The sequence below is a fragment of the Spirosoma arboris genome (genome assembly GCF_009754945.1).
In the GTDB taxonomy this organism is placed as follows: Bacteria; Bacteroidota; Bacteroidia; order Cytophagales; family Spirosomataceae; genus Spirosoma; species Spirosoma arboris.
The window spans coordinates 219,431-231,930 of the sequence record NZ_WPIN01000005.1 but is presented as its reverse complement, the minus strand read 5'-3'; the positions used below and the strand labels follow the sequence as shown (position 1 = coordinate 231,930).

Below are 12,500 nucleotides of genomic sequence, written 5' to 3'. Positions count from 1 at the left end.
AAATAACCATTTCAATGAGCGTTTTTGTCATTCTGACGAAGGAAGAATCTTAGTGATTCTTTACCCTCAAATAAGGATAGTTTACGATTCTTCCTTCGTCAGAATGACAAAAAATACCGTCAAGTTTCTCTATAAAAAGTACCTCGTGAAAAGCACAACCCTAGCCTCTGAAACAACCCCCATCACCTTCAATCTCGAAAACTACCACGAGCTATGTGAGCACCTGGCTAGTCAGGACGATGATCTAAAAGCGATTCTGGATGCGCACAGCTATCCGCCGATGTGGACACGGGAAAATACGTTTGAGACATTGGTGCACATCATCCTGGAACAACAGGTTTCGCTGGCATCGGCTTTGGCTACTCTGAATAAGCTGAAAGAGAAAACGACAGAGATTACGCCAGACGCCGTGCTTCAGCTTAGCGACGAAGAGATGCGGGCTTGCTTTGTCAGTCGCCAAAAAATGGGTTACCTAAGAGGATTGGCACAGGCCATAACAAACGGAGAGATCAATCTTGAGGAGCTTGCCAAACTGACCAACGATGAGGTGCGCGAACGACTCATCTGGTTGAAAGGTATAGGCAACTGGACCATCGATGTGTATCTGATGTTCACCCTTCAGCGGGCCGATATTTTCCCGATTGGTGATCTGGCTGCCGTCAATGCGTTAAAGCGTCTGAAACAGCTTGCTCCCTCTACGACAAGAGAAGAAATCCTCGAAATCAGTGAACGTTGGGAGCCGTTTCGGTCGGTAGCCTGCATGATGCTTTGGCATTATTACCTGTCGAATACCAAGAGAAAATAGCTCCCATAGGTAGGCGCAAAACACCCTCATTTTGTCTCGATTGCCCCTCATATATGTATCTAATAGGGGTTAACTTTGTGTACACAGTAAACGAAAAACGAACAAAATGAGAACGATCAGAATCGTAGAACACATCTCGCTGGACGGTGTAATGCAGCATGAAAATGACGAAAACTTCACACATGGCGGATGGACGACACCCTATCGAACTCCGGCCGGATTAGAAGCCGTCCGTCAATCATACGGCAGTAACTTTGATCTGCTGCTGGGTCGTCGGACCTACGATAGCTGGTCTGAGTTCTGGCCCAAGGCCGGAGATATTCCAATAGCGAACAGTTTGAATGCTGCAACGAAATACGTTGCTACACACAGGCCGGATAGCCTCGAATGGGGACCTGTCAAAGACTTAGGCACGGACATCGTAGCGGGTATTCGCGATCTCAAGGCGACAGACGGCCCTGATCTGATTGTTTGCGGGAGTTCAACGCTGATATCTGTGTTGCTCGAGCAGGGGTTGGCCGACGAAGTTGTGCTGATCGTTTATCCAATCTTGTTGGGCAAAGGCAAACGCTTCTTTTCGGAAAGTGCCGACGCGCGTGAACTCGCTTATGTCAGCACGATGACCACGCCAACAGGTGTAAGTTTAACTACCTATCGGTACGTTGGGCCACTGCGAGCTTAAGTACCTAACACGTAATTTCATGCAAGCTGACGAACTGTTAAAACAACATTTGCTCAAAACAATAAGCCTTACAGACGAACAGTTTGCTTACGTTTTCTCCCATTTTAAGCCACTTTCATTTAAAAAAGGACAAGCGATCATTTCCCCTGGTGATGCGGTTGATGCCGAATATTTCGTCCTAAGTGGTTGCCTGAAATCATTCTATATGAATGACGACCTGAAAATGTTCATTCTTCAGTTTGCCATGCCGAACTGGTGGGCTTCTGATTATAATGCATTGACGTATCATCTTAAAGCAACCATAACCGTAGACTGCGTAACGGATGCAGAAGTGCTTTGCCTAAGCAGCGATGATCGGGAAAAGCTGTGTGATGAATTGCATCAATTTGAACGTTTCTTTCGATTAAGAACGAATAAAGGATATGTGGCTGCGCACAAACGATTGCTTTCCTTTATGAATAACGATGCACAAGGTCGATACGAGGAATTGCTGAAACAGTATCCTGAACTGTACAACCTCGTACCCAAACAACTAATAGCAGCTTATCTGGGCGTTTCAAGGGAAACATTGAGTCGGCTTAAGCGGAATGGTTAGTGCCATTTTCCGGATTTTTGTCATGCTGACGAAGGAAGCATCTTAAGATTTCTCAACCTTCAAATAAGGATACCTTGAGATGCTTCCTTCGTCAGCATGACAAAAATTAATTATCCATAATTCAGATTATTCCCCATCCCAAAACAACCCCTGAAGTTTACCAATAGGCATAGAGTCCTCAGCAAAAACGGCGGAATCGCCATTGGCCAAAAATGCGTTGGCGACGCGGGCTACAGTCTGCCAGATAATTTGAGATACGCCAGTACCTGCGCTTAATCGTTTTACCCCTAAATCGGCGAGCCTGTCCGCTTTAGGTAAACCGGGCATAGCCATCACATTTAAGGGTAAAGTAGTGTTTTCTGCGATCCGGGCGATCTCTTCTCCATTCGTAATAACCGGCACGAATAAACCGCTGGCCCCAGCAGCCGCATATTGTTTTTCCCGTTTGATTGTTTCCCGAACGCGATCGCCAGCAGGTACGAGCGATGCTAGGTAGACGTCGGTTCTGACATTGATATACAAGTTCGAGCCATAGCGTTCAGCAGTACGTCGTATCGCTTCAATCTTTCTCGCCAGCAGATCCGGACTGTCCAGTCCATCTTCGATATTAATCCCGGCAACACCGGCGTCGAGCAGCAGCTTGACATTTTCTGCTACGACTGACGGATCATCACTATAGCCATTTTCAAAATCGACGGAAAGCGGTATGTTAATGACACGTGCTATGTGTTGAGCTACCTGTGCGTTTAAGATTGCGCTCATCTTATAGCCGTCGGGATACCCCAACGACCAGGCCACTCCGGCGCTTGTTGTCGCGATGGCCAGTGCTCCGGAAGCTTCGATGACTTTTGCGCTGGCCGCGTCCCATGCATTGGGTAATATGAGCGGTTTCGCTTGCCGGTGCAGGCTGATAAATTTGTCAACTGTATTCATGATCGTCTTTTTAGAATCCGTGTGCTTCGTCTGAAACCTGTTTCCATTCATTCCACTCAGCCCAGCGCGCTTCATAGTTTTGCTTCACAGCAGGATAGGCTATTTTGCCCAGGAATAGGCGTAAAGGTGGATTTTCGCTATCGACCAGTTTCAAAACAGCAGCGGTTGTTGTTGTCGGATCACCAAAGAAATCGGGTGTGAAGCTGGCGAACAGGTCCGCTTTTACTTTTTCATAAAGCGGGTTCGATTCTGTATGCACAGCCGATGAACCACCCCAGTCAGTGGAGAACGCGTTTGGTTCAAGCATGGACACCTTGATACCGAACGGAGCTACTTCCTGTACCAGCGATTCGGTCAACCCTTCTACGGCGAATTTCGACGCGTTATATAAACCGAGCGTTGGGAACGTCACCACACCCAAGACACTCGATAACTGAATAATGTGCCCACTTTTCTGCTCACGCATGATAGGAATGATAGCCTGAGTTACCCATAACAGGCCGAAGAAATTCGTTTCCATCTGATCACGAGCTTGTTTTTCGGTGGTTTCTTCAACCGCGCCAAACAGACCAAAACCCGCATTGTTGATCAATACGTCGATCCTGCCGAAGTAATCTTTCCCTTTCTGTACAGCCGCGAAAATTGCATCACGATCGTTTACATCCAATTGAATCGGGAAAACACGTTCGCCGTATTTCTGAACCAAATCGTCCAGATTATCGAGATTCCGTGCGGTAGCTATTACGTTATCGCCACGTTCTAAAAAAGCTTTAGCCCAGATTTTACCAAATCCCTTTGAAGCGCCTGTAATGAAAATTGTCTTTGCCATTGTTTTGTGATTTTCTGTCGTTAGAAGATGGTTCGAACAATGGCGTCCTGATTTATTAATGCGTTGCCATCGTTTCGATTACGACACAAAAGTGGAATGGGAAACCGGGGCGATTGTGTGACGTACATCACATTGAAAGAAGGGCTTCAATTTTGTGATGTACGTCACATTTTGGAAAGATGATGGAGCTGGAAATTCCAATTAACTGTAATGGATCTTAAAGCCCAGACAATGGATAAAGTTTGGCTGCATAGGCACAGGGCAATCCGATGGCAATGATCAGGATGAAGATGTTGATCATTGCCATTAAGGGCGAAAACGGCCTGGGTTCAGCCTTTGAAAGCGGAAGGATCACAAGGTTCATGATCACCCAGACAAACATCCCGTATACGACCGCATTGGTAAGAACAGCCGTGCCACACGGAAACAACCGTGGAAAAACAGCAAAATACAGGGCAGTCCACCATAATGCAATGAGGTAATGGAAGCAGAGACCCAGAAGCACCATTCCAGAGCCTCCACTGAATGCCCTGGGCCCCAAAGCAGCACTGGTAATATATCTCAACAAGAGCGAAGGCTTTTGCTTACTCAGGGAAACAAAGAGCAGCAAAGCTGCGCCAAAATCCAGGCTGCCAGCGATCAGCCCTGTAACAAGAATAACCATATATTTTTTAGGTCAAAAGTACTGACCGCCAGATAGTCCTGTTTTGTAAAAATGCGACAATTCAGAAGGAAGAATACCCGCATATTTTTTAACCTCATGGGTGAGGTGAGCGTGGTCAAAATAGCCCAGATCGTAGGCGATGTGTAAGAGGCTTTCCCTGGATGCCTCCGGTAAGTCATGTTTGCCTGATGCCTTCCGCAAACGGCTCAACACCTCCTGGAAACGAACGATCCGCAGGAATTCCTTAGGTGGAATACCGACGTTTTTTTTGAAAATGCGCTCCAGCGTTCGGTTGCTTACGTGCATGTCCTCTGCCAACGCTTCTACCGACGTCTGACCTCCCGAATCATACATTCGTTTTCGGAGAAACGCGAAATCATATCCACCTGTGTTCCGCAACGCGCCGGGTGCTGACCGATCGCCCAACCATCGATCCAGTCTTGTAGCCAAATTCTCCGGATGTCGCATCAGCGTGCACAGTTCTCCTTCGGGAAATTCAATGAGCGAATCGACCGCCACCTGCATGGTTTGCGAGAACAGGGCATAAAATCCGCCTGGCCAAAAGCGAATGCCTGTCAACAAGCACCCCGCATCGCTCCTGAGTACCCCATAAGCCGTCATCGTTCCGCCAAGGTATAATCGTCCTGGGTATAAAGGAATAACTTTATGCCTGCGGGCCATCGGATAAAAATAGGCGGTATTTTCCCCTGCATTGCAAATTAGGTCGGCGCAACCATCGGCATAGACCCGTCTGCCGGAAGGTCCTGTATCCGGCTCCGTTTTTCGCACCCAATAGGCAGCGATATGTTCACGCCAGTCGGCGCCCGGTAAAAATTCGACGATACTCATTCCAGAAAAGTACGAATTATTCGAATTATCGGCTGAAACCAAAGAAGGAGTTAGTGAGACATTACTCAGCCAGTCAAGTTAAAAATAGCAGAAATTAATACTGTTCTCATTTGAACTTTACAACACAATTCATTGGACTTTTCAACACAATGGTTTACACCGCCAGGGCGGAACTTTGTCGTCTAAATTCAATGAGAAATGAAAAAATCAACTGTAGACAAAACAGTACTCGTAACAGGCGGTTCAGGATTTATTGCCGTACATTGTATGATCCAGTTGCTAAACGCCGGGTATCGAATACGGGCAACGTTGCGCTCCCTGAAGCGTGAAGACGAAGTTCGTGCTATGCTTAAAGAAGGTGGCGTTGATGCAGGCCAAAATTTGTCGTTTGTAACCGCCGACCTTGGCGCCGATGCTGGCTGGGCAGAAGCAGTAGCGGGCTGTGAATATGTCTTACACATCGCTTCTCCAACACCACTTAATGACTACAAACACGAGGACGAACTCATTATTCCTGCCCGTGAGGGTGTATTACGTGTACTTCGAGCCGCGAGGGATGCCAACGTGAAACGGGTTGTATTAACCTCTGCATTCGGGGCCATCGGGATTGGCCATAAACACCGGACTACCCCTTTTACCGAAACGGATTGGTCTATTTTGGATGACAGTACACCCGCTTACCAGAAATCAAAAACGTTAGCCGAACGAGCTGCCTGGGATTTTATCGCTAAAGAAGGCAACGGATTAGAGCTTGCCGCAGTCAATCCCGTAGGCGTTTTAGGGCCTGTTTTAGGCCCCGATTTTTCGCATTCCATTCAACTAACGAAACGAATGCTGAACGGCGAAATAGCAGCCTGTCCTAAAATCAGCTCCTGTTATATCGATGTTCGGGATGTAGCTAGTTTGCATCTCTTGGCCATGACGCATCCTGCCGCCAATGGCGAACGATTTCTGGCTGTTTCGGGTGCCAGCCTGACATTATTAGACATTGCGAACGTATTGAGACGGCGACTGGGTGCTTGGGCCCAAAGAGTGCCAGCAAGAGAAATTCCAAACTGGTTACTACGTATTGTAGCCTTAAGAAATCCCACGTTAAAAATGCTCATTCCCATGCTTGGTCAATATATGGATGCGAGTGGCGAAAAAGCGAAGCGCTTATTGGGTTGGTCCCCTCGTTCTAATGAAGAGGCCATTGTCGATACAGCGGAAAGTTTACTGCGTTTTGGATTGGTAAAAACACACGCTAATGGAAATTAAGGTAATTGTTACGGGGGCAACCGGTTTAGTTGGCGAGGGTGTGATCTTGACGTGCCTGGAACACGCTGATGTAAAACAGGTGCTCATGGTTAACCGGCGACATAGCCCATTGAAACACCCCAAATTACAAGAGTTGCTTGTTCCCGATTTTTCGGACTTAACTGCCTTTTCAGAGCAGTTGACAGGCTATGATGCGTGTTTTTATTGCGCAGGCGTTAGTTCGGTTGGTGTTTCGGAAGAAGAATTTACCAAAAAGACGTATGATGTTGTCGTACCGTTTGCGGAAAAACTGGCAGCAATAAACCCCAATATGATCTTTAACTTCGTATCCGGCAATCGGACGGACAGTTCAGAGACAGGAAGCGTGATGTGGGCTCGCGTAAAAGGCAGGACTGAAAATGCATTGATGCGGCTACCATTTAAAAACGTGTACAATTTCAGACCTGGGTTTATGAAACCAATGGCTGGGCAGAAGAATGTAACCACGATTTACAAAGTCTTCGCACGGCTCTATCCGGTATGGCTTGTCTTGTTTCCTAAGTGGGCTTGCACAATGCGCGAAGTTGGGCAGGCTATGATTAATAGTGTTCTGAAGGGCTATTCCAAACAAATTCTTGAAGTCAAAGACATTCAGGTATTAGCAAGACAGTAACCAACCTAAAATCACATGAACGAAACGACTATATCGGCTTGCTATGTAAGTCCCTCCTTTTCGAAAGAACAATTTATACCCAACCATTCCTTCTTATACGTAGTATCTGGATCGATGGAAGGTTATGATGGACAAAAAAAATACAAACTACAGGCGGGAGAATGTGTACTAACCAGAAGAAACCGTCTGGCCAAATACAGCAAGCTGCCTGATAATGGCGTGTTTAAAAAAATTGTTATCCTCTTTGGGCAGGATTTCCTGAAGTTTTTTTTCGACACGCATACCTACTCAATAAAAAAGGAGAAACGGACCGATGCATTTATCCCTTTGGCCAGGAATCCGTTAATTGAAAACTTTATCACTTCGCTAGCGCCTTACTTTACCGATCAGGGCACTATCGATGAACAGTTTCTGGATGTTAAGCGGAATGAACTACTTCTCATCCTACTGAAAGCGAATCCCGAACTGGCTAATATATTATTCGATTTCAGCAATCCTGAAAAAATAGATCTGGAAGAATTCATGCACCGCAATTTCAGGTTCAATGTTAGTATAGAGCGATTTGCCTACTTGACAGGACGTAGCCTATCGGCGTTTAAACGGGATTTTGAGAAGATTTTTAAGGCAACACCAAGCCATTGGCTAGTGCAAAAGCGGCTTGAAGAAGCTTATTTTCTTATTGAAAAAGAACAAAAGAAACCTTCAGACATCTATCTTGACTTAGGTTTTGAAGACTTCTCCCATTTTTCCTATTCATTCAAAAAGTTATTTGGGCATCCCCCAACTCAGCTGAAAAAATCAAACAGCTAGTCCATGAGCATACGTTTTTTGTCTGTTTATTTTTTTTTTGTTACCATTTTATAGTTTTTAAGTCTAAATAGTATTGGTTAATTGAGTAGAGGAAACATTAGCAATTTTAATACTGATCAATATCTAAACTAGTTTACTATTAATGATTAGGCCCAATTTTGACGAACTACTTGATTTTTATGGTGCTGGTATGGTATCGCAGTCAATCCAACCCTATTCTCATTGGAGCAACTCCAAGAATCTGCGAAACTGTATAAATCTGGCTATGAACGGGGCTAAAAATGGCAATGAGTCCAGCCTTAAAACCTTGCACCTGATCAAGGATTTATTCATGGCTCAGGCATGAAATTAATAAAACTATAAAGAGTAATAGGTAGCCGAAGTGTTTGATTCATAAGTGTTTAATCGATTCGATTCTGTACCCTGTCCTTTTTCTGTGGTCGTTTTCTTTGAGAAAAGCCCTACCTTGCGGCTATGTCTAGAATCCTATCGAAGGCTATTATAATCGGGCTGGCCAGCCTATGGCTCTTAACGAGTTGTCAGTCTGCGAACCAGGCTCCTTGCGAGTCAACAGCCGTTACCACGAAGGCACCCGACGAGGAGATCGCCCGGCTCAAAGCGTTCATTGAGTCGAACCGAATTAAGGCTACTGCCGATAAGCGGGGTTTCTATTACACCATTCAAACGCCTGGGAGCGGGGCTAAACCGACTGTCTGCTCCAACGTCAGCGTTAATTATGATGGGCATTTAACCAATGGCACCCGCTTTGACAGTGGGCAGGACATCAGCTTTGGGCTCAATCAACTGATTGTGGGTTGGCAGGAGGGCATTCCCCTAATTGCACCCGGTGGACGCATTACGCTGTATTTGCCCCCTTCGCTAGCGTATGGTTCTCAGGAACAGGGGGATATTCCTGCCAATTCGATTCTTGTCTTCCAGATCGATCTGCTTTCCATTCAATAAGTCAGACCTACTGACTATAGGATTTACAGTAAGCCATCTAGTAATACTGGCCGGTAATGCTCCTAAGCCTGATGCCCTATTAATTCCCCGGTCGATGAGTATCCAACCTTATAGAAAACGCAATTCTTGCCTGGCACAACTTTGATCACGTTAAAGCAATTTCTTTACACGCTCTCGCCCATCAGCGATTTAACGTGGCAACGAATAGAACCTCTGTTTACCGAAACTCGGTTGGAAAAAGGCGATTATTTTATAGAAGAGGGTCAACTGGCCACTCAGTTTGCATTTGTACAATCGGGAGTGATTCGCGGTTTTTATCGCGATCCGCAGGGTACCGAATACAATAAACATTTCTTTGTATCGCCTTCCATTGTAGGTGGCTATACGTCGTTGATTACCGGCAAACCGAATCAGATTAGTCAACAGGCATTAACCGACTGCGAACTTCTTCAGGCTAACTATCAGATGTTCACCGCTCTATATGATACGTATCCTGAGTTAGAACGCGTTGGCCGACGCTTTGCCGAACAGTATTTTGTTGAGAAAGAGCAGAAAGAAATCGAAATCGTACTATTGGATGCAGAAAGCCGGTATCGGCTTTTTCAGGAAAAGTACCCAGAACTGGAACAGCAAATTCCGCAGTACCACATTGCATCGTATTTGGGTATTACGCCTACCCAACTAAGCCGTATCCGCAAAAAATGGTCACAATCCTGATTTCTTTACCTATGTAAATGGATGACATTCCAATCCGCCGGAATTTTGCTACGTTGACCATCCAAACCATACGATGCTCCGTTTCACGCAGAAGATACTGTTAATACGAGTTGCCTTAGCGCTTCTTTTTGGCTTTTCGCTTTCCATTCAGGCTACTGATGCGCAATCTGTAGCAGATAAAATAGATCACTACATTCAGACGCGGATGGCTAAAAGCAGTATTCCTGGCTTAGCCATTGCCATTGTCCATAACGATAGGGTGTTACTGTCGAAAGGCTACGGTGTTACTAGCGCTAAAACGCCCGTTACCGCTCATACACCGTTTGCCATTGCTTCACTTAGTAAAGCGTTTACGGCGATGGCGATTATGCAGTTAGTTGATGCAGGTCGGATTTCGCTCGATGCGCCTGTTGTTCAGTACATCCCTTCATTTGCAACGGAAGACAAACGAGGTAAGTCGATAACCATCCGACAACTTTTACACCAGACCAGCGGACTGGCCGACACAGGTTTTCCCGAATTAGCCTTCCACGAGCAGCCTGCTACGTTGGATGAAGCTACTGCGCAATTTAACCAGGCCCGACTGGTTAGTGAGCCCGGCAGGCAGTTTCATTATCACAACCCCAATTATCGACTGTTGGCCAAAATCGTGGAAGCTGTTAGCCAGGAGCCCTTCGCCAATTATTTGCAGAAGCATATTTTTGAGCCATTGCAGATGACCCATACAAACGATGTGTCTGCTACGAAGGCGTTTTATACTGGCGCTGACCGAATAGACAACGGGCATATTTTCGTACTGGGGAAACCCATTGCTATTCAGGAACCAGACTGGTTTATTGATGGAGCCGCCGGGATGCGTTCTACGGTCAACGATATGGCGCACTGGCTTAGCCTGCAACTAGCGCGTGGGCGTGTTGGCAATACGCAATTACTAAGTCAACAATCCTTGACGTTGACACATAACCCTCCGCCCAAAACGTCGATGCATTACGGTATGGGCTGGATTCTTCGGCCTGATTCGAGTCTCTACCACAGCGGCATTTTGTGGACCTATAGCGCCGAACAGCTTTTACTCACCAAGGACGGTTATGGCGTTGTGATGCTCTTCAAGAGTGGCCTCAATCCGTATGTCGATTACAATTCGTTTCTCCGGGGTGTCGCCGAGATTCTGGCCGGTCAGGAACCGGAGTTGCCAACATTACCCGATTGGGTTTTGCCAATTTGTGTCGGACTTATTTTGCTGTTATTCATTGGGCTAACCATTCGGCAACTTTTTCGACTTAAGCACTGGGTCCAAACGTATCAGCAGCGGCCTGTCTGGCGGTCGTGGCTCTATTTACTTGTTCGATTGCTGCCTTTTATTACGTTCCTGCTTATTCCTTCGCTGCTTATAGCAATTAGCGGTCGTGTGTTAAATTGGGAACGTATTTTCCTGATGATACCAGATGGTGTGCTGGGTTTGGGCCTGATCGCCCTACTGAATCTGGCCATCGTTGTTACCCGTGTCGTCTGGCTTTTCGACCGAAAACGTATATAACTTGCTACCTTAGAGTGATGCGTATTCTGTTATTCACTTCCGTTTTACTAATACTGCGTTGTGGTCTGACTGCCAACGTTATGCCCATACGTAATGATCCGGCCACCATTTTGTCAAAACCAGGTCAGATTATATGGGATCAAAAAACGCTACGCAAGGTTTCTGCCGGCTCACTCGTTCGATACAGTGGCTATGCCCGACTGATTCAATTGCACGACCAGTCACTATTGGCGGTCTATGAGGCAGCTGGAAGCGTTGTCGCCGTAAAAAGTACCGATTTAGGGGACAGCTGGTCGGCACCTATAGTCATAGCTCCTCGACAGGACGGTATCAACATGGCCGTTCCCGATGTGTTGGAACTGAGAGATCATTCTATTCTGGTTTGCTACAATCCCCGACCTTACAAAATTGACCCGTCCCGGCGGTTTGGCATACGAACCAAAAAGAGTTACGATGGCGGGCAAAGCTGGCAGGATGAACGACTGCTTTACGAAGCCGGTTTTGACTTTAAGAACGGCTGCTGGGAACCGGCCGCCATTCAGTTACCTAACGGTGAGATTCAGTTGTTTTTCGCGAATGAGGGAATCTACCAGACCTCTAATGAGCAAAATATTTCGCTGCTTCGCTCAACTGACAATGGATTAAGCTGGACAGAAACTCCATCTATCGTGAGCTTTCGGGCGGGCAGTCGCGATGGTATGCCAGCGCCATTGCTGCTCAAGAACGGTCGCGATATTGTATTTGCTATTGAAGACAATGGCTTCCGTAATTTCAAACCCTATCTGATCCATTCGACTATCGGGCAAAACTGGCATCAACCCGTAAGCGGCACTAGTCCTGACCGCTGGTATGCGCTGGCCGAACCGATTAGTGATACGCTTTACGCTGGAGCGCCTTACCTAAAGCAGTTACCAACGGGTGAAACCCTACTCTCGTATCAGGGCACAGAAAACCGAATCAATCGACTGGAGAATGCCGAAATGAAAGTCGTTATCGGTGATAGCCAGGCGCGTAATTTCAGCCAGAAAAGCGTCCCCTTTGTTATTCCTGCCGGAAAGTCAGGATTATGGAACAGCCTGAGCATTCTGGCCGATTCGACCATCATCGCCTTAACCAGCACCAATGGCTATTCAAGTAAAGGCGAAGTTGAAGTCTGGATGATAAAGGGCCGACTAACGCATTAGAATTGACGACGTAGAATTCAAAG

General features: G+C 46.4%; 15 protein-coding genes. 11 read left to right on the top strand and 4 right to left on the bottom strand.

Translation table 11 applies throughout. The features are described 5' to 3' along the window. Nucleotides 1–103 precede the first annotated feature (103 nt). From GO755_RS15110 to GO755_RS15100, 3 genes are all read left to right on the top strand, one after another. Nucleotides 104–805: a DNA-3-methyladenine glycosylase family protein gene (locus GO755_RS15110; protein WP_157586014.1), complete on the top strand. Its 702-nt coding sequence runs from the start codon at nt 104–106 to the stop codon at nt 803–805. Between the two features lie 106 nt (nt 806–911). Next, on the top strand, nt 912–1,487 hold the full coding sequence (locus GO755_RS15105) for a dihydrofolate reductase family protein (protein WP_157586013.1): 576 nt from the start codon (nt 912–914) through the stop codon (nt 1,485–1,487). A 19-nt stretch (nt 1,488–1,506) separates the two neighbouring features. Further along, nucleotides 1,507–2,082 carry a Crp/Fnr family transcriptional regulator gene (locus GO755_RS15100; protein ID WP_157586012.1) on the top strand — a complete coding sequence of 192 codons (576 nt, stop codon included), beginning with the start codon at nt 1,507–1,509 and terminating at the stop codon, nt 2,080–2,082. A 126-nt stretch (nt 2,083–2,208) separates the two neighbouring features. Here GO755_RS15100 and GO755_RS15095 read toward each other — a convergent pair whose 3' ends face one another. The 4 genes from GO755_RS15095 to GO755_RS15080 form a co-directional block, all read right to left on the bottom strand. Continuing rightward, nucleotides 2,209–3,015 (bottom strand): isocitrate lyase/PEP mutase family protein, encoded by an 807-nt coding sequence (locus GO755_RS15095; protein WP_157586011.1) that lies wholly within the window; start codon nt 3,013–3,015, stop codon nt 2,209–2,211. Nucleotides 3,016–3,025: 10 nt separating this feature from the next. Continuing rightward, a complete protein-coding gene (locus GO755_RS15090) occupies nt 3,026–3,844 on the bottom strand; it encodes an SDR family NAD(P)-dependent oxidoreductase (protein WP_157586010.1) in 819 nt (272 codons plus the stop codon). Nucleotides 3,845–4,061: 217 nt separating this feature from the next. Further along, nucleotides 4,062–4,508, bottom strand: coding sequence for a hypothetical protein (locus tag GO755_RS15085; protein WP_157586009.1), 447 nt, complete (start codon nt 4,506–4,508; stop codon nt 4,062–4,064). A gap of 12 nt (nt 4,509–4,520) precedes the next feature. Beyond that, the gene (locus GO755_RS15080; RefSeq protein WP_157586008.1) at nt 4,521–5,357 is read right to left on the bottom strand and encodes a helix-turn-helix transcriptional regulator; all 837 of its coding nucleotides are present in this window, start codon (nt 5,355–5,357) and stop codon (nt 4,521–4,523) included. Nucleotides 5,358–5,555: 198 nt separating this feature from the next. Here GO755_RS15080 and GO755_RS15075 point away from each other — a divergent pair, with 198 nt between their 5' ends. The 8 genes from GO755_RS15075 to GO755_RS15040 all read left to right on the top strand — a co-directional run bounded on the left by GO755_RS15075 (nt 5,556) and on the right by GO755_RS15040 (nt 12,477). After that, nucleotides 5,556–6,614, top strand: coding sequence for an SDR family oxidoreductase (locus GO755_RS15075; RefSeq protein ID WP_157586007.1), 1,059 nt, complete (start codon nt 5,556–5,558; stop codon nt 6,612–6,614). After that, complete coding sequence (locus tag GO755_RS15070) at nt 6,604–7,266, top strand: NAD-dependent epimerase/dehydratase family protein (protein WP_157586006.1); 663 nt, start codon at nt 6,604–6,606, stop codon at nt 7,264–7,266. The genes GO755_RS15075 and GO755_RS15070 overlap by 11 nt, the downstream gene beginning before the upstream one ends. A gap of 15 nt (nt 7,267–7,281) precedes the next feature. Beyond that, nucleotides 7,282–8,076, top strand: coding sequence for a helix-turn-helix domain-containing protein (locus tag GO755_RS15065; protein WP_157586005.1), 795 nt, complete (start codon nt 7,282–7,284; stop codon nt 8,074–8,076). Between the two features lie 142 nt (nt 8,077–8,218). Then, on the top strand, nt 8,219–8,422 hold the full coding sequence (locus GO755_RS15060; protein ID WP_157586004.1) for a hypothetical protein: 204 nt from the start codon (nt 8,219–8,221) through the stop codon (nt 8,420–8,422). A gap of 128 nt (nt 8,423–8,550) precedes the next feature. Next, on the top strand, nt 8,551–9,039 hold the full coding sequence (locus GO755_RS15055) for an FKBP-type peptidyl-prolyl cis-trans isomerase (protein WP_157586003.1): 489 nt from the start codon (nt 8,551–8,553) through the stop codon (nt 9,037–9,039). Between the two features lie 141 nt (nt 9,040–9,180). Beyond that, the gene (locus GO755_RS15050; protein WP_157586002.1) at nt 9,181–9,756 is read left to right on the top strand and encodes a Crp/Fnr family transcriptional regulator; all 576 of its coding nucleotides are present in this window, start codon (nt 9,181–9,183) and stop codon (nt 9,754–9,756) included. Between the two features lie 73 nt (nt 9,757–9,829). Further along, nucleotides 9,830–11,293, top strand: a complete 1,464-nt coding sequence (locus GO755_RS15045; protein WP_157586001.1) for a serine hydrolase domain-containing protein — start codon at nt 9,830–9,832, stop codon at nt 11,291–11,293. 80 nt (nt 11,294–11,373) lie between these two features. Next, a complete protein-coding gene (locus GO755_RS15040; RefSeq protein ID WP_198174840.1) occupies nt 11,374–12,477 on the top strand; it encodes a sialidase/neuraminidase family protein in 1,104 nt (367 codons plus the stop codon). Nucleotides 12,478–12,500 lie beyond the last annotated feature (23 nt).